Annotated in this window: 19 protein-coding genes; 9 read left to right on the top strand and 10 right to left on the bottom strand. The window is 66.6% G+C overall.

Annotated features, from left to right (window positions below; all coding sequences use genetic code 11):
* Positions 1-3 precede the first annotated feature (3 nt).
* Positions 4-174: a hypothetical protein gene (locus tag CDV49_RS20470; protein ID WP_179209159.1), complete on the bottom strand. Its 171-nt coding sequence runs from the start codon at positions 172-174 to the stop codon at positions 4-6.
* Entirely contained in the window at positions 171-1,577 is a 1,407-nt protein-coding gene (argH, locus tag CDV49_RS09420) for an argininosuccinate lyase (RefSeq protein ID WP_088215339.1), read from the bottom strand. Before argH ends, CDV49_RS20470 begins: the two co-directional genes overlap by 4 nt.
* 28 nt (positions 1,578-1,605) lie before the next feature.
* Here argH and CDV49_RS09415 point away from each other — a divergent pair, with 28 nt between their 5' ends.
* Positions 1,606-2,172, top strand: a complete 567-nt coding sequence (locus CDV49_RS09415; RefSeq protein ID WP_088215286.1) for a TlpA disulfide reductase family protein — start codon at positions 1,606-1,608, stop codon at positions 2,170-2,172.
* On the opposite strand, the gene CDV49_RS09410 is transcribed toward CDV49_RS09415, so the two are convergent.
* Positions 2,141-2,731, bottom strand: a complete 591-nt coding sequence (locus tag CDV49_RS09410) for a DNA-3-methyladenine glycosylase I (protein ID WP_088215285.1) — start codon at positions 2,729-2,731, stop codon at positions 2,141-2,143. The genes CDV49_RS09415 and CDV49_RS09410 overlap by 32 nt on opposite strands.
* Positions 2,732-2,888: 157 nt before the next feature.
* Between CDV49_RS09410 and CDV49_RS09405 the strand changes: the two genes are divergently transcribed.
* From CDV49_RS09405 to yddG, 3 genes are read left to right on the top strand one after another with little or no spacing between them, the layout of a single operon-like run.
* Complete coding sequence (locus CDV49_RS09405) at positions 2,889-4,064, top strand: acetyl-CoA C-acetyltransferase (RefSeq protein ID WP_088215284.1); 1,176 nt, start codon at positions 2,889-2,891, stop codon at positions 4,062-4,064.
* A gap of 55 nt (positions 4,065-4,119) precedes the next feature.
* The gene (locus CDV49_RS09400; RefSeq protein ID WP_035741638.1) at positions 4,120-4,842 is read left to right on the top strand and encodes a beta-ketoacyl-ACP reductase; all 723 of its coding nucleotides are present in this window, start codon (positions 4,120-4,122) and stop codon (positions 4,840-4,842) included.
* Entirely contained in the window at positions 4,820-5,755 is a 936-nt protein-coding gene (gene yddG, locus CDV49_RS09395; RefSeq protein WP_088215283.1) for an aromatic amino acid exporter YddG, read from the top strand. Before CDV49_RS09400 ends, yddG begins: the two co-directional genes overlap by 23 nt.
* On the opposite strand, the gene CDV49_RS09390 is transcribed toward yddG, so the two are convergent.
* The 3 genes from CDV49_RS09390 to CDV49_RS09380 form a co-directional block, all read right to left on the bottom strand.
* Complete coding sequence (locus CDV49_RS09390) at positions 5,733-5,900, bottom strand: YdcH family protein (RefSeq protein WP_088215282.1); 168 nt, start codon at positions 5,898-5,900, stop codon at positions 5,733-5,735. The genes yddG and CDV49_RS09390 overlap by 23 nt on opposite strands.
* Before the next feature lie 111 nt (positions 5,901-6,011).
* Positions 6,012-6,803 (bottom strand): tRNA1(Val) (adenine(37)-N6)-methyltransferase, encoded by a 792-nt coding sequence (locus CDV49_RS09385; protein ID WP_088215281.1) that lies wholly within the window; start codon positions 6,801-6,803, stop codon positions 6,012-6,014.
* 20 nt (positions 6,804-6,823) lie between these two features.
* Complete coding sequence (locus CDV49_RS09380) at positions 6,824-7,039, bottom strand: putative signal transducing protein (protein ID WP_088215280.1); 216 nt, start codon at positions 7,037-7,039, stop codon at positions 6,824-6,826.
* Between the two features lie 100 nt (positions 7,040-7,139).
* Between CDV49_RS09380 and CDV49_RS09375 the strand changes: the two genes are divergently transcribed.
* Positions 7,140-8,078 (top strand): polyprenyl synthetase family protein, encoded by a 939-nt coding sequence (locus CDV49_RS09375; RefSeq protein WP_256947299.1) that lies wholly within the window; start codon positions 7,140-7,142, stop codon positions 8,076-8,078.
* 3 nt (positions 8,079-8,081) lie between these two features.
* On the opposite strand, the gene CDV49_RS09370 is transcribed toward CDV49_RS09375, so the two are convergent.
* The 3 genes from CDV49_RS09370 to CDV49_RS09360 form a co-directional block, all read right to left on the bottom strand.
* A complete protein-coding gene (locus CDV49_RS09370; RefSeq protein WP_373447795.1) occupies positions 8,082-8,927 on the bottom strand; it encodes a 4-(cytidine 5'-diphospho)-2-C-methyl-D-erythritol kinase in 846 nt (281 codons plus the stop codon).
* Between the two features lie 7 nt (positions 8,928-8,934).
* Positions 8,935-10,638, bottom strand: coding sequence for a tetratricopeptide repeat protein (locus CDV49_RS09365; protein WP_088215278.1), 1,704 nt, complete (start codon positions 10,636-10,638; stop codon positions 8,935-8,937).
* A gap of 96 nt (positions 10,639-10,734) precedes the next feature.
* Positions 10,735-12,384: an electron transfer flavoprotein-ubiquinone oxidoreductase gene (locus CDV49_RS09360; protein WP_088215277.1), complete on the bottom strand. Its 1,650-nt coding sequence runs from the start codon at positions 12,382-12,384 to the stop codon at positions 10,735-10,737.
* Positions 12,385-12,653: 269 nt separating this feature from the next.
* Here CDV49_RS09360 and greA point away from each other — a divergent pair, with 269 nt between their 5' ends.
* The 4 genes from greA (at position 12,654) to CDV49_RS09340 (ending at position 15,300) form a co-directional block, all read left to right on the top strand.
* Positions 12,654-13,124: a transcription elongation factor GreA gene (greA, locus tag CDV49_RS09355; protein WP_035708809.1), complete on the top strand. Its 471-nt coding sequence runs from the start codon at positions 12,654-12,656 to the stop codon at positions 13,122-13,124.
* A gap of 25 nt (positions 13,125-13,149) precedes the next feature.
* On the top strand, positions 13,150-14,130 hold the full coding sequence (locus CDV49_RS09350; RefSeq protein WP_088215276.1) for a hypothetical protein: 981 nt from the start codon (positions 13,150-13,152) through the stop codon (positions 14,128-14,130).
* 145 nt (positions 14,131-14,275) lie between these two features.
* Positions 14,276-14,983, top strand: a complete 708-nt coding sequence (locus CDV49_RS09345; protein ID WP_088215275.1) for an AzlC family ABC transporter permease — start codon at positions 14,276-14,278, stop codon at positions 14,981-14,983.
* Positions 14,980-15,300: an AzlD domain-containing protein gene (locus CDV49_RS09340; RefSeq protein WP_088215274.1), complete on the top strand. Its 321-nt coding sequence runs from the start codon at positions 14,980-14,982 to the stop codon at positions 15,298-15,300. The genes CDV49_RS09345 and CDV49_RS09340 overlap by 4 nt, the downstream gene beginning before the upstream one ends.
* Before the next feature lie 69 nt (positions 15,301-15,369).
* On the opposite strand, the gene CDV49_RS09335 is transcribed toward CDV49_RS09340, so the two are convergent.
* A complete protein-coding gene (locus CDV49_RS09335) occupies positions 15,370-15,996 on the bottom strand; it encodes a hypothetical protein (protein WP_088215273.1) in 627 nt (208 codons plus the stop codon).
* Positions 15,997-16,011 lie beyond the last annotated feature (15 nt).

The following is a 16,011-nucleotide window of genomic DNA, read 5'->3' as shown; positions in this document are numbered from 1 at the left end:
CCATCAGGAGCGCGGCGCGCGCGGCGGCTCCACCCAGTTGGCGGAGGGGGAGATCGTGACATCCTCCTCCCGCGTGTCGATATAGGTGGCAGGCGTTCCGTCGGGATAGAGCGGCACGCCGTCGGCCCCGCAGGCCGACAGCGCCAGCAGTGCCAGAAGCGGCAGAAGCCTCACGCCAGCTTCTCCTTCCAGCGGGCGATCTGGCGGCGCACCTGATCGGGCGCGGTGCCGCCATAGCTCTGGCGGCTGCGGACGGAATTGTGAACGCCCAGAACCGCGAACACATCGTCGCGGATGCCGGGGTGCACCGACTGCATCTCGGCCAGCGTGAGTTCCGGCAGATCGACGTCCTTCTTCTCCGCCATGGCGACCAGCGTGCCGGTGACATGGTGGGCATCGCGGAACGGCAGACCCAGTTCCCGCACCAGCCAGTCGGCAAGGTCGGTCGCCGTGGAGAAGCCGGAGGCGGCGGCGGCCTCCAGCACCGGGACATTGGCGGTCAGGTCGCGCACCATGCCCTCCATCGCGGCGAGCGACAGGATCAGGTTGTCGGCGGCGTCGAAGACCTGTTCCTTGTCCTCCTGCATGTCCTTGGAATAGGTGAGCGGCAGGCCCTTCATGATGGTGAAGAGCGCGACCGTCGCGCCGAGGATCCGGCCCAGCTTGGCGCGCAGAAGCTCCGCCGCATCCGGGTTGCGCTTCTGCGGCATGATGGAGGAGCCGGTGGAGAACCGGTCAGACAGCCGCGCGAAACGGAACTGGGCGGAGGACCAGATCACCAGCTCCTCCGCAAAGCGCGACAGGTGCATGGCGCAGATGGAAGCGGCGGAGAGGAATTCCAGCGCGAAGTCCCGGTCCGCGACCGCGTCCAGCGAATTGGCCATCGGCCGGTCGAAGCCCAGTTCCTGTGCCGTCATCTCCCGGTCGATGGGGAAGGACGTGCCGGCCAGCGCGGCGGCGCCGAGCGGGCTTTCATTCATGCGGGTGCGGGCATCCTGAAAGCGCCCCATGTCCCGCCCCAGCATCTCCACATAGGCCATCATGTGGTGGCCCCAGGTCACGGGTTGCGCGGTCTGGAGATGGGTGAAGCCCGGCATCACCCAATCCGCCCCCTTCTCCGCCTGGGAGAGGAAGGCGCGGATCAGCAGTTCCAGCCCGGCGATCACCGCGTCCGTCTGGTCCCGCACCCAGAGGCGGAAGTCGAGCGCGACCTGATCGTTTCGGCTCCGTGCGGTGTGCAACCGGCCCGCGGGCTCCCCGATGATCTCCTTCAGCCGGGCCTCCACGTTCATGTGGATGTCTTCCAGATCGGTGCGGAACTTGAAGGCGCCGCCCTCGATCTCTGACAAGACCGTGAGCAGCCCTTCCCCGATCGCCTGCGCATCGGTATCGGAGATGATGCCCGTCACCGCCAGCATCGCGGCATGGGCGCGCGAGCCGCGGATGTCCTGCGCCGCAAGCCGCTGGTCGAACCCGATGGAGGCGTTGATCGCCTCCATGATCGCGTCCGGCCCTGCGGCGAAGCGGCCACCCCACATGGAGTTCGCGCCCGTGTCGGAAGTGCCCTTGTCGGTCATACTGGTCATCGTGGCCTCTGGAGGAAACATGCGCATTCGATCCCTTTTCCTATACGCGGCCCTCGGGCTTGGCGTAAACACGCCTCATGTCTTCGCGGCCGATCTGGCGGCGATGGAAGCGGCCCGCGCGGGCGACATGCGCAAGCTCACCCTCTCCGCCAACCCGCCCGACATTTCCTCCGCCGCGCTGGAGGATGAGGCGGGCAACCCCCGCTCCATCGCCGAATGGCGGGGGAAACCGGTGCTCATCAACTTCTGGGCAACGTGGTGCGCCCCCTGCCGGGAGGAGATGCCATCCCTCGAGCGGCTTCAGAAGAAGATGGCCGATACGCCTTTCGAAGTGGTTACCGTGGCGACCGGTCGCTCGGATGCGCGGGGCGTGGACAAGTTCCTCAACGAGATCGGCGTGACGGAACTACCGCGTCTGCGCGATCCGAAGATGCAGATGGCGCGCGACATGGGCGTGCTGGGACTTCCCGTCTCCGTTCTGGTCGATGCAGACGGCAGGGAGGTCGCCCGCCTGATCGGCGATGCCGACTGGGACACGCCGGAGGCGGCGGCGGTCATCGAGGCGCTGATCCGGCCCCCGCACTGATCCCCTGACGGAAGCAGGCGGCGACATGATCGTTGACCAGCCCCGCCGACTGCATGAAGGCATAGACCGTGGTCGGCCCGCAGAAGCGGAATCCCGCGCGGGACAGCGCCTTGGACAGCGCGATGGAATCAGCCGTCTTCGGCGGCACCTGCGCCATGGTCTCCGGCGGCACGTGGTCGCGGGGCGCATGGCTCCACACCAGATCGGCGAACGGCTCCGCCCCGCCAAGGGCAAGGTAGGCCCGCGCATTGCCGATGGTGGCCTCGATCTTGCCGCGGTGCCGGACGATGCCGGCATCCGTCAGCAGACGGGCCACCTCCGCCTCCCCCCACCCGGCGACAACCGCCGGATCGAACCCGGCAAAGGCCTGCCGGAACGCCTCCCGCTTGCGCAGGATGGTGATCCACGACAGCCCGGCCTGAAACCCTTCCAGTTGCAGAAGCTCCCACAGCGCGCGCCCGTCCCGCAGCGGAACGCCCCATTCCGTATCGTGATAGGCGACGTATAGCGGATCGGCTCCGCACCAGCCGCAGCGGGCAGGCGATGTCTCGACGCTCATATGCAACGCTCCTTTTGAGAACGAAAAATGAACTTTTTCGCGTCAGGGTCAAGCTGGGGGATGTGAATGCCGTCGGTGTTGCGCTCTCTTTGGCGAGCGGCCATAGATTGGACAAGCGCCGGTGCTGCACGCATCCCGGCCCAAGGGGAGAATTGCCATGACCAATGTCGTGATCGTTTCCGCCGCCCGTACTGCGGTTGGCAGCTTCAACGGCTCTTTCGCATCCACGCCTGCCCATGAGCTCGGCAAGGTCGTGCTGGAGGCGCTGGTGGAGCGCGCGGGCATCGCGCGGGAGGATGTGTCGGAAACCATTCTCGGCCAGGTGCTTCCTGCAGGGCAGGGCCAGAACCCGGCCCGTCAGGCGCATGTAAATGCCGGACTGCCGATCGAATCAGCCGCCTGGGGCATCAATCAGGTCTGCGGCTCGGGCCTTCGTGCCGTGGCGCTCGGGGCGCAGCACATCCAGCTTGGCGATGCCACCGTGATCGCGGCGGGCGGGCAGGAGAGCATGTCCCTTTCCCCCCATGTGCAGCATCTGCGCGCGGGCACCAAGATGGGCGACCTCAAGTTCATCGATTCGATGATCCGAGACGGGCTGTGGGACGCCTTCAATGGCTACCACATGGGCCAGACGGCGGAGAATGTCGCCGCCAAGTTCCAGATTACGCGTGAAGCGCAGGACGAATTCGCCGTCGCCTCGCAGAACAAGGCCGAAGCCGCGCAGAAGGCCGGGCGCTTCCGGGATGAGATCGTTCCCGTCGTGCTGAAGACCCGCAAGGGCGATGTGACGGTGGATGCCGACGAATACATCCGCCACGGCGCGACGATGGAGGCGATGGCCAAGCTGAAACCCGCCTTCACCAAGGATGGCACCGTCACCGCCGCCAATGCCTCCGGCATCAATGACGGCGCGGCGGGCGTTCTGCTGATGACGGAGGAGGAAGCGGCGCGGCGCGGCCTGAAACCCATTGCGCGCATCGCCTCCTGGGCCACCGCCGGGGTCGATCCGGCGATCATGGGCACCGGGCCGATCCCCGCCTCGCGCAAGGCGCTGGAGAAGGCGGGCTGGAAGGTGTCGGACCTCGATCTGGTGGAGGCGAACGAAGCCTTCGCGGCGCAGGCGCTGGCGGTGAACAAGGAGATGGGCTGGGATCCGGAGATCGTGAACGTGAACGGCGGCGCCATCGCCATCGGCCACCCGATCGGCGCTTCGGGTGCCCGCATCCTCAACACGCTGCTGCACGAGATGACCCGGCGCGACGCGAAGAAGGGTCTCGCGACGCTCTGCATCGGCGGCGGAATGGGTGTGGCGATGTGTCTCGAACGCGGATGAGCGGCACAGGACTACCATTACCGCACAAGTGATTTTTCTGGAGAGGGGGGAAGTTATGTCCAGAGTCGCATTGGTGACGGGTGGCACGAGGGGGATCGGCGCAGCCATCTCTCTCGCGCTCCGGGATGCGGGCTACAAGGTTGCCGCGAATTACGCGGGCAACAGCGCCGCCGCGGAGGAATTCAGCCGCGACACCGGCATTCCCGCATTCCGCTGGTCGGTGGCCGATTACGAGGCCTGCAAGGCCGGAATCGCGGAAGTGGAGGAGGCGCTCGGCCCGATCGACGTTCTGGTGAACAATGCCGGGATCACGCGGGACTCGCTCTTTCACAAGATGACGCCCGATCAATGGCGCGAGGTGATCGACACCAACCTCAGCGGACTGTTCAACATGACCCACCCGCTCTGGCCGGGGATGCGGGAGCGGAAATTCGGCCGCGTGATCTCCATCTCCTCCATCAACGGGCAGAAGGGGCAGGTGGGGCAGGCGAATTACTCCGCCGCCAAGGCAGGCGATCTCGGATTCACCAAGGCTCTGGCGCAGGAAGGCGCGCGCGCGGGCATCACGGTGAACGCCATCGCACCGGGCTATATCGCGACGGAGATGGTCATGGCCGTGCCGGAGAAGGTTCGCGAGAGCATCGTGGCCCAAATCCCCACCGGGCGCCTCGGCCAGCCGGAGGAGATCGCGCGCTGCGTGGTGTTCCTCGCCTCCGACGACGCGGGCTTCATCACGGGCTCGACCATCACGGCCAATGGCGGACAGTTCTTCGTCTGACGCAGGCGGGGCGCGTCCGCTCGACGCGCCCCGCAGCCGCGCCACGCTGGTCGGCCTGTCGGCAGTGCTCCTCTGGGCGCTGCTGGCCCTTTTCACCATAGGCTCGTCGCCGGTCCCGCCGCTCCTGCTGAACGCGCTGTGTTTCGGCATCGGCGGGATGGTCGGCGTGGTCTGGATGGCCGTCTCCGGCACGGCACATCGGCTGCGGCAGGTGCCGCTCGCCGTCTATGCCTTTGGAACGGCCGGGCTTTTCGGATACCATATCCTGTATTTCTCTGCCTTCCGGCTCAGCCCGACGGCGGAAACGGGGCTGATCGCTTACCTCTGGCCCCTGTTCATTGTGCTTGGTTCCGCCCTGCTTCCCGGCGAACGGCTTCGCGCGGCCCATGTCGCGGGCGCGCTGCTTGCCTTTGCAGGCGCGGCGCTCATCGTGCTGGGCAGAGGGTCGGACGGTTCGGCATCCGGGCTGGGGCAGATGCTGGCCTTTGGCTGCGCCCTGACATGGACGGCCTATTCCCTCATCTCGCGCAGGCTTGGCACCGTGCCGACGGAGAGCGTGGCCGTATTCTGTATTGCCACGGCAGTGCTCTCCGCCGTGGCGCATGTGATATTCGAGCCGACCATCTGGCCTGACAGCCCTATGGGCTGGGCCTCTGTCCTTTTGCTGGGACTGGGGCCGGTCGGCATCGCCTTCTATACGTGGGACGTGGGAATGAAGCGGGGAGATGTGCAACTGCTGGGTGTTGCAAGCTATGCAGCCCCGTTGCTATCCACGCTCGCGCTCATCATCGCAGGCATCGCCGAAGCCAGTGTCACCCTGCTCGTCGCTGCGCTGCTGATAACCGGCGGAGCAGCTCTCGCCGCCCGCGCCGGCAAGGCGCGCCGGAAGATCAGTGCGTCGAAAGACGTTTGATCTCCTCCTTGAGACGCATCTTCTGCCGCTTCATTTCGGCAATGTGGAGCGCGTCCGTCGCGGGACTGCGCTGCGCCTCCTCGACGCGCGCCGACAGCGCGGCGTGCTTTTTGCGGAGCTCTTGCAGGTGGGAACTGACTGCCACGGTCTTCCTCCTTTGGTGATCCACAGATGGATAGGAACACAGGAGACGAGTCGTGTCACGCCCGGAATGAAACGGCGATATGACGTAACGGCGACAGGATGAGCATATTTGTTACTGAAATGGCAGGTTTTTGCCATCACGAAGAATTTCAGAGACACCATTCTTGAAATTTTCGCCATCTCTCTCGTGGCTTACCCCTTCATGCAGCACGAAAGGCGCAAGCAGGCGGAACGCCGCCCGGCTGCCTTTTCGTGCCCGGCAGATGATCCGCCGCGCCGCGCGCCCCTCCCGCGGGGCGAGCGGCAGAACCACGATACCCCCCGTCCGCGCGGAGAGCGCGGCGAGCAGTTCCGGCAAACGATCCGCCGCCTGAATGATGCTGAGATACCCCCCGGGAGCAAGCCGCTTCAGCCCCGTCTCCACCCAGAGGTCGAGGGGCGTTTCCTCCCGGAGTGCGGCCTCCCGCCCCGGATCGCTGGCGCGGGTGCCGCCTTGCGCGCGATAATAGGGCGGATTCGCGATGACGTGGTTGAAGCTTTCCGCCTTCAAGGGTGGGGGAAGCGCGGCGATGTCGCCCTCCGTCACCACCATCGGGATGCCGTTGGCCGTGGCATTTCTGCGGGCGAGATCCGCATAGGCGGCCTGACGCTCCACCCCGGCCAGACGCAGCCCCGGCACACGCCTGCCCAGACACAGGCTCGCCACGCCCGCCCCGCAACCGAGTTCGAGGACCGACTCACCCTCCCGCGCCGGCACCGAAGCGGCGAGGAGCACCGGATCGACAGCCGCACGATAGCCGTCCCGCGGTTGCAGGATGCGGAGCCGGCCGCCGAGAAACCCGTCGGACGTGAGGTCACCATCCGCGAAGCGCGGCGGAGGGACACCGTTCACAGGCTGCGTCATCTGCTGGCCGCCTTCATGGATCAGTCGCTGACCGTGAGGCCATTGTCGATGAGCACGCGGCGCGCATGGCTCAGATCGCCGTCCCGCACCATGAAGCGCCGCGGCAGAATGCCCAAGGATCCTTCGAGAATGCTCATGTGGACGTCCAGTGGAAACGCGGCTATACCCTCGCCCTGAAGCAAGGCCACGGCAAAGGGGATGACGGTTGGGTCGCTTGTTCGCAGCACTTCTCGCATGAGCGGAGTAAACGTGACTTCCCCCCGGTTGTCGAGGCCGGGCGTGGAACCGGCGCGCGTGCGCCCTCTCGATGCGCTGAACGCCTATCTGGCGGAGGATATGGCGGCGGTGAACCGTCTGATCCGGGAGCGCATGGCATCGGAGAATGCACCGCGGATCCCGGAGGTGACGGCGCATCTGATCGAAGCCGGGGGCAAGCGTCTGCGCCCCATGCTGACGCTCGCCGCCGCGCGGCTTGCCGGTTACGACGGGCCCTATCACATCCATCTCGCCGCGACGGTGGAGTTCATCCATACCGCGACGCTGCTCCATGACGACGTGGTGGACGAGAGCCGCCAGCGCCGGGGGCGTCCGACGGCGAACCTGCTGTGGGACAACAAATCCTCCGTTCTCGTCGGCGACTACCTGTTCGCCCGCGCCTTTCAGTTGATGGTGGAGCCGGGGTCCATCCGGGTGCTGGACATCCTGTCCAACGCCTCCGCCACGATCGCGGAGGGCGAGGTGCTCCAGCTTACCGCCGCGCAGGATCTGGCGACGACAGAGGCCACCTACCTGAAGGTGGTGCGCGGCAAGACTGCGGCGCTCTTCTCCGCCGCGACGGAATCGGGCGCGGTGATCGCGGGCGCGCCGGAGGCATGGGTCGCGGCGCTCCGCGACTACGGGGATGCGGTGGGGATCGCCTTCCAGATCGTCGATGACGTGCTGGATTACGGCGGCTCCACCCAGGAGATCGGCAAGAACATCGGCGACGACTTCCGGGAGCGGAAGCTGACGCTGCCGGTCATCAAGGCGGTGGCAAAGGCCGGCGTGCCGGAGCGTGGCTTCTGGACCCGCGTCATCGAAAAGGGCGACCAGCGGGACGGTGACCTGGAAGAAGCGCTGCGGCTGCTCCACCAGCATGGGGTGCTGGAGGAAACGCGAGCAGAAGCGCGCGCCTGGGCCGAGCGGGCGAAGACATCGCTTGCCCCCCTGCCCGATCATCCGGTCAGGGCCATGCTGTTCGATCTTGCCGATTTCGTGGTCGCCCGGATCAACTGAGCGCTACAGCGCAGGCGGCTCCCGCAGTGCGGGGGCGGCGGCGATCCACCAGCCCGGCCTCTGCACTGCCTGCGCCGCGGCTTCGGCCGCCGCCTCCCCATCGAACAGGCCGAAGCAGGTGGCGCCGGAGCCGGACATCCGGGCGAGGCGGCATCCCGGCTGCGCCGCCAGCATGTCGATTACATCCGCGATGACGGGCGCACGGGCGCGGGCCGGTTCTTCCAGATCGTTGCGCGTCTCCGCCGCCAGCCAATGCCCCAGCGCCGCGGCATCCGCGAGACGGGGGAGCGGCGGCAGGGGCGCGTTGTCCCGCCGGGCGAGCGCGGCAAAGACCGCGGCTGTCGGCACTTCCACGCCGGGGTTGGCCAGCACGAGCCAGAAATTCGGCAGGCCGGACAATGGCTCCACCTTCTCCCCGATCCCTTGCATCCGCGCGGGTCGGCCGCCGAGGCACACCGGCACATCGGCCCCCAGCGACAGCCCCGCCCCCGGCACATCCCGCCCCGTCATGCGGGCGAGCGCACGGAGCGTCGCCGCCGCGTCGGAGGAACCGCCGCCGATCCCCGCAGCGGCAGGCAGCCGCTTTTCCAGTGTGATCGCCGCTTCCGCTCCCAGCAGGCGCGCGGCACGCAGCACGAGGTTGCCCTCCCCCCGCGGTACATCATTCGCGCGCGGTCCCGTCACGGTGAGGGAGAGCGGCCCGGGCGCGACCGTGACCCTGTCCCCCACCCCGGCAAAGACCACCAGACTGTCGAGCAGATGGTAGCCATCGGCCCTTCGCCCCGTCACATGCAGGGCGAGGTTCACCTTGGCGGGTGCGAATTCCCCGATGGTCGCTTGCGGCACCACGGGAGGATCAGTCTGCGTTGCCGGTCCGCACGATGGGAGGAGCACCCTCCTCCTTCAGCACCGCATCGAGGCCGATGGAGAGCTTCTTGCGGATGCGCGCCGCCTCATCTTCCTCCGGGTTGAAGGAAAGGGCGCGGCGCCACTGGAAATCGGCCTCCAGCTTGCGCCCGACGGCCCAGAAAACGTCTCCCAGATGGTCATTGACCACCGGATCGACCGGCATCAGTTCTGCCGCACGCTCCAGATGGCCGACCGCCTCGTCATAGCGGCCCAGCCGGAAGAGCGCCCAGCCAAGGCTGTCGGTGATCGCGCCATCATCGGGACGGGCATCCACCGCCCGCTGGATCATCCCCAGCGCCTCGTCCAGATGTTCATGCCGCTCCACGTAGGAATAGCCGAGGTAGTTCAGCACGGCGGGCTGATCCGGCGCCAATTCCAGCGCCTTGCGGAAATCGGCCTCCGCCTTCGGCCACTGGCCAGAACGCTCGAACGCAATGCCACGGGCAAAGAAAAGCGGCCAGTGCTGCGGGCCCGGCGTTCCCAGCAGGGCGATGGCCCGGTCATAGCTTTGCGCGGCTTCGGCGAACTTCTCCTGCCGGCGGAGCATGTCGCCATAAGCCACCTGCACGGACAGCACATCAGGAGAGGATTTCGCCAGCTGTTCCATCGCCTCCAGCGCGGCCTCCGTCCGGCCCCCGTCATAAAGCGCGGAGGCCCGGCCCATTTCCGCCACGTGGAAGGCCGGATCGTTGCGGGGGATGCGGTTGTAGGCGACTGTCGCAAGGTCATACTGGCCCTGCTTTTCCAGAATGCCTGCAACCATCAGGATCGCTTCGGTAAAATCGGGGCGGAGGTGCTCTGCCATGCGGGCATAGACGAGCGTGAAACCATCCTCGCCGCCACCGTTCGCCAGAACGCCCGCAACGCCGTGAAATGCCTCGGCCATCCCATCGGACGCGGAGCGCACCACGTCGAAGGGCAGCGTTTCGCCGGCCTCCAGACGCGCCCGGAAGCCGTCCATCTCCGGGTCGCCCTGGAAGGTGCTGTCGATCAGGGCGATGGCGTCGGCGTCGCGGTCAAGCTGGCTCAGCACCTCCACCTGTGCGACGACGCCCCGGCGCGTGATGCTCGCCACCCGCCCGGTCTCGCCGCCCAGAATGGCCTGAGCGCCCTCGAAATCGCCCGCGGCGGCGAGCGCCAGCGCCTTGTGATAGAGGGCAAAGGCCTTGAGCGGCTCGTTGCCCGCAACCTTGTCGAAGGCGGCCTGCGCATCCGACATCCGGCCAAGCCCGAACTCCGCCCAGGCGCCCGCGAGCCCGTCGATCAACGGGCTGATCTTCGGCCCGCCCTGCACATCGGCCTTGACCGCTGCCCAGTCCTTCCGACCGATCATGTCCACGAGCAGCAGCAGATCCGCGAGCTGGCTGTCCTGCCCTTCGCGCTGCATGGACTGCGCCACCTTCAGCGCGGCGTCGAATTCCCCCCGGCCGATATCGGAGAGGAGCGCGAACTCCTGCAACTGGGCATTGCCCGGATCATGGGACAGCGCCTCATGGAAATAGGTGCCGGCAGCGCGGTAGTCCCGCTCCCCCGCGGCAGCGCGACCGGCGAGGTATGGCCCCGCGTAGCCATCCGCCCATGCGGTCGTTGCCCCGAGAAGCAGGGCGGTACCGCAGAGCAGGGAGGCGGCAAGACGGGAAAGCTGGAACATCAGGAGCACCACAGATCGAACGTTCGGGTGACCGTATCCGTGGGGCGCCAGCAAGGCAATCGCCCCGCGCAGGCGGGGCGGATGCTCGCCCGAATGTTACATGTTCGGATAGTTCGGCCCGTCACCGCCCTGAGGCGTTGTCCAGGTGATGTTCTGCGGCGGATCCTTGATGTCGCAGGTCTTGCAATGGACGCAGTTCTGGAAGTTGATCTGGAAGCGCGGCCCCTCCGCCCCTTCGATCACCTCATAGACGCCGGCGGGGCAATATCGCTGCGCGGGCTCGGCGAATTTCGGCAGGGTGTAGCTGATCGGGATCGTCGGATCCTTCAGCTTGAGGTGGCAGGGCTGGCTTTCCTCATGGTTGGTGAAGCTGAAGGAGACATTCGTCAGCCGATCGAAAGACAGCACGCCGTCGGGTCTGGGATAGGTGATCGGCGCATAGCCCGACGCCTCCGCCGTGGCGGCGGCGTCGGTCTTGGGATGCGGCATGGTGCCGAACAGGCTCGCCCCGAAGAGCGAGTTGGTCCACATGTCGAACCCGCCGAGACCAAGGCCGAGCATCCCCATCTTCGACCACAGGGGCTTCACGTTGCGCACCTTCTTCAGGTCGCGACCGATCTCGCCCGTGCGGACTTCGGTTTCGTAATCCGAAAGCTCGTCGCCCGTGCGGCCCGCGGCAATCGCCTTCTGCGCCGCATCCGCCGCCGCGATGCCCGACAGCATGGCGTTGTGGCTGCCCTTGATGCGCGGCACGTTCACCATGCCCGCCGAACAGCCCAGCAGCGCCCCGCCCGGGAACACCATCTTCGGCAGCGACTGGTAGCCGCCCTCGGTGATCGCGCGGCCGCCGTAGGCCACGCGCTTGCCGCCCTTCAGAAGCTCCGCCACCATCGGGTGATGCTTGAAGCGCTGGAATTCCATGTAGGGGAAGACGTAGGGGTTCTTGTAGTTCAGGTGCACCACGAAACCGATGAACACCTGGTTGTTTTCGGCGTGATAGATGAACGATCCGCCGTCGGCGTTCTTGCCGAGCGGCCAGCCCATCGTGTGGATGACCGTCCCCTCGCGGTGCTTGGCCGGGTCGATCTCCCAGATTTCCTTCATGCCGAGGCCAAATTTCTGCGGCTCATGCCCGGCGGAGAGGTCGTAGCGGGCGATGATCTCCTTGGCCAGAGAGCCGCGCACGCCTTCCGAGATGAAGACGTATTTCCCGAGCAGTTCCATCCCCGGTTCATAGCTGTCGCCGATGGAGCCGTCGCTTTCACGCCCGAACTCGCCCGCGACGACGCCCTTCACCGTGCCGTCCTCCCCATAGACGATCTGGGAGCAGGCCATGCCGGGGAAAATCTCCACGCCCAGCTCCTCCGCCTGACCGGCAAGCCAGCGGCAGAGATTGCCGAGCGAGATGATATAGTTGCCGTGGTTGGACATCAGTTTCGGCATCGGCCAGTTCGGCAGCCGGATCTGGCCGGATTCGCCCAGCATGTAGAAGCTGTCGTGCTTCACGGCCACGGTGACGGGCGCGCCCTTGTCCTTCCAGTCGGGGATCAGCTTGTCGAGGCCCACCGGATCGAGAACCGCGCCCGAGAGGATATGCGCGCCGACTTCGGACCCCTTCTCCAGCACCACGACGGACAGGTCGGGATCGAGCTGCTTCAGACGGATCGCAGCGGACAGACCGGCAGGGCCGGCCCCCACGATGACCACGTCATACTCCATCGATTCCCGTTCGATTCCGTCGCTCATGCTGGTCCCCCCTTGCCTGCGGATGCAGGCGAACTGGCTTTTGTCAGGGGCCAGCGTTACCGGGCCGTAGCCAACGGGTCAATCGTCACGGGCTGCCTGACAGCAATGCCCTTGCGGCAAAGCGCCGCCGACGGCGCGATCTCTCCGTGTGGATCAGGCTTGCAATCCACGCCCGTCTCGGTTCAGGTGCAGCAGAAATGACACGCATGCACCCGCGCGCTTTACCGAGCGCGTCCGGGTGCTTTTGTTCCAGACCGGGAAAGACGACGATGGAAAAGATCCTTATGACCCGCAAAGGTCAGTCCGCGCTGGACGAGGAACTGCGCAATCTGAAGTCGGTCGAGCGTCCTGCCGTGATCCGCGCGATTGCGGAGGCGCGGGAGCATGGCGACCTCTCCGAGAATGCCGAATACCACGCCGCCCGCGAACGGCAGAGCTTCATCGAGGGCCGGATCGGCCAGATCGAGGCCATTCTCGGGCTGGCGGAGGTCATCGAGCCGTCCCGCCTGTCCGGCCCGATCAAGTTCGGCGCAACGGTCACCCTCGTCGATGAGGACACCGAAGAGGAAAAGACCTACCAGATCGTGGGTGAAACGGAGGCCGATATCGAGAACGGCCTTCTCAACATCCGTTCCCCCCTCGCCCGCGCGCTCATCGGCAAGGATGAGGGAGACACGGTCGAGGTCAAGACACCCGGCGGCGAACGCAACTATGAGATCGTGACCGTCCGCTATATCTGAGGAGGGCGCCGCAAGCGCATTCCGCATGCCTGACACACCGCAAGACGACCAGACTTCCCCCCGCCCGGCAGGACTGCCGCCGGAGGGGAGCGCCTTCCGCCAGCTTCCGCTGATCGACATTGCCGCGGCAGCGCTCACGCTGCTGTGGCTGGTGATCGCGGCGGTCTTTTTCTTCACGGGCGACGGGAGCGAGGGCGGGCGACCGCTTTCCGCGCTGGTCGCCGCGCTGGCGGTGCTGATGCCCGTCGCGCTGATCTGGCTGATCGCGACCAGTCTGCGCACGGTCCGCCGCCTGCGGGAGGAAGCCGCCAGCCTGCAGCAGGAGATCGATGCCCTCCGTCGCGGCGCAACGGCCCAGCCGTTGCGCCAGCCGCCGGTTGCGCAACCGCCCGTTTCGCAGCCCTCTGCGGCGCAGGTACTTCCTCCGCTCACGGCAGGCACAGCCGCGCGCGCGGCGCAACCGGCGCGCCGTCAGCCCGCCCCACCCCGCGCCGTGCCGCAGCAGGCAGCCCCCGAAGCTGCGGAGCAGGAGCCGTTGCCGCCAGCGGATTTCATCGGCGCTCTGAACTTCCCCGATTCGCCCGACGATGCGGAAGGCATACGCACCCTTCGCCGGGCACTGGAGGATCCGACCGCCGCCAAGCTCATCCGGTCGGCGCAGGACGTGCTGAACCTTCTGGGCGCGGACGGGATCTACATGGATGATCTCGTGCCGGAGGAACTGCCCCCCGGCGCGCTCTGGCGGCAGTTCAGCGAGGGTGCACGGGGCCAGTCCGTCGCCGGTCTCGGTGCGATCGAGGAGCCGAACGTGCTGGCGGCGACAGCCACACGGATGCGGAGCGATCCCGTCTTCCGCGACGCGGCGCAGCACTTCCTGCGCCAGTTCGACCGCAGCCTGTCTGACTTCGCCCCCACCGTGCCAGATGAAATGCTGGCAATGGTCGGCATGACCCGCACAGCCCGCGCCTTCATGCTGCTCGGCCGCGTCGCGGGCACATTCGACTAGGCCGGAACCATCCGCACCGGCGGTCCCGTCAGCGGCCATCGGACACAGCGACGCAATATCGGTGTGTCAGCGGGCGGCGGGTGGTTGCAAAGCCGAACCGCGTCTCCTTATGGTGGCGCGGTGTCGGCGGAGGCGACCAGCGCCAATGTTTCTCAATCCATGGTTTCGTCGGGGGGTGGTTGCGGGCCTGCCCTACCTCATCGTTGTCGTGCCCTTCGGGCTGCTGTTCGGCATCACGGCCCGCACGGCGGGGTTCAACCTGATCGAGATCATGGGGTTTTCCATCCTGGTGATCGCGGGCGCCTCGCAGTTCAGCGCCCTGCAACTGATGAATGACAATGCGCCCGTGCTGATCGTCATTGCGACGGGCCTGGCGGTGAACATCCGCATGGCGATGTATTCGGCCTCTCTCGCGCCGCATCTGGGCGGCATGCCGGTGTGGCAAAGGGCGCTCGCGGCCTACAGCCTGACGGACCAGTCCTATGCGATCAGCGCGTTGCGGTTTGACACCGGCGCGCCGATGCGGCTGCGCGACAAGGTGGCCTATTACTTCGGCGCGGTGCTGTTCACTGCGGTGCCGTGGCCCGTCTCCACATTGGTCGGCGCGACGGCGGGGGGCTTCATTCCGGCCGACGTGCCCCTGGATCTCGCCATCCCGATCACCTTCCTCGCCATGATCGCACCGCTGCTGCGCAACCCCGCCCATCTGGCCGCGGCAGTGGTATCGGTCGTCCTCACGCTTGCGTTTTCGTTTATCCCCTACAACCTCGGCCTGCTCGTCGCGGCTGTTTTCGCGATGATGGCGGGCGCGGCGGTGGAGCAGCTTCTGGCGCGGCGGAGGGTGCGGGAATGAGCTATGGCAAGCTGGAGATCTGGGGGATCATCCTTGCGCTCGGGGCGGGCACGTTCCTGCTCCGCTTCTCCTTCCTCGGGCTGATGGGAAACCGGCCCTTCCCGGACTGGCTGCAACGCCACCTGCGCTACACGGCGGCGGCGGTGCTGCCGGGGCTCGCGATGCCCATCGTCCTTCAGCACGCGCCGGACGGCGGGCTGGATCCGCTGCGCCTGATGGCGGCGGGGGCGACGATCGTGGTCGGGATGATCACGCGCAGCACCCTTGCCGCGATCCTGGGCGGCGGCGTGGCGCTGGTACTGCCCTATTTCTTCTGACGGCCCTCACCGATGACAAGCACCGACGGCCAGCACTGAAGGCCGTGAAGGATGATCGGTCAATCACGGTCAGCGAATCGGATCGGGATGGTCCTGCTGCCGAAGCGGGTTCGAATTGTCCTCGTCGTCATCGTAGAAATAGGTCGTGACGACGCCCGGCATCTCTCCGAATTCCTCCATCAGCGTCTTCGGGAAATAGGTCCGCCCGATCCCCTCAAAGCCCGGAAGCTGGGACAGGACGCTGCTGACAGCGCGGGCGCACATCGCCTTGGGCGTCGCGCCATAGGCCTCTGCCAGCCGCTTGGCCTCGGCCGCGACGGCAGGTGTCACCACGAGTTCCTGACGGACCACGTGATAGGCCGGGCGGGCGTGGTAGTTGACATACCAGTGCTCCACGCCTGCGGTGATGCCGTAATGGACATCGTTCCGCTCGGGCACCTTGCTATGTGTCCAGCTTCCGGCAGGGTCGAAAAGGACGCGCTGATCGGCGTTGATCATCAGGCCGGAGTGCTCTCCCGCCCCGGTGTTGTTGTTGATCGCGGTATAGAGCGTCAGCATGGGCGGCCCATCGAAACGATAGGTCGCCGCCTGCACCGCCGCATCGGGTGCCCATGTCTTTTCCGCCGCGCCGCAGGCGACAAGCCACAGCGGCATCGACACCACGGCCACAAGCCGCAGCCAGCCTGCAGCGTTCATCGGACGGCAACCTCC

Origin of the sequence: Haematobacter genomosp. 1, from assembly GCF_002196855.1 — a bacterium.
Classification (GTDB): domain Bacteria; phylum Pseudomonadota; class Alphaproteobacteria; order Rhodobacterales; family Rhodobacteraceae; genus Haematobacter.
This window is presented reverse-complemented; position numbering and strand designations above follow the sequence as displayed.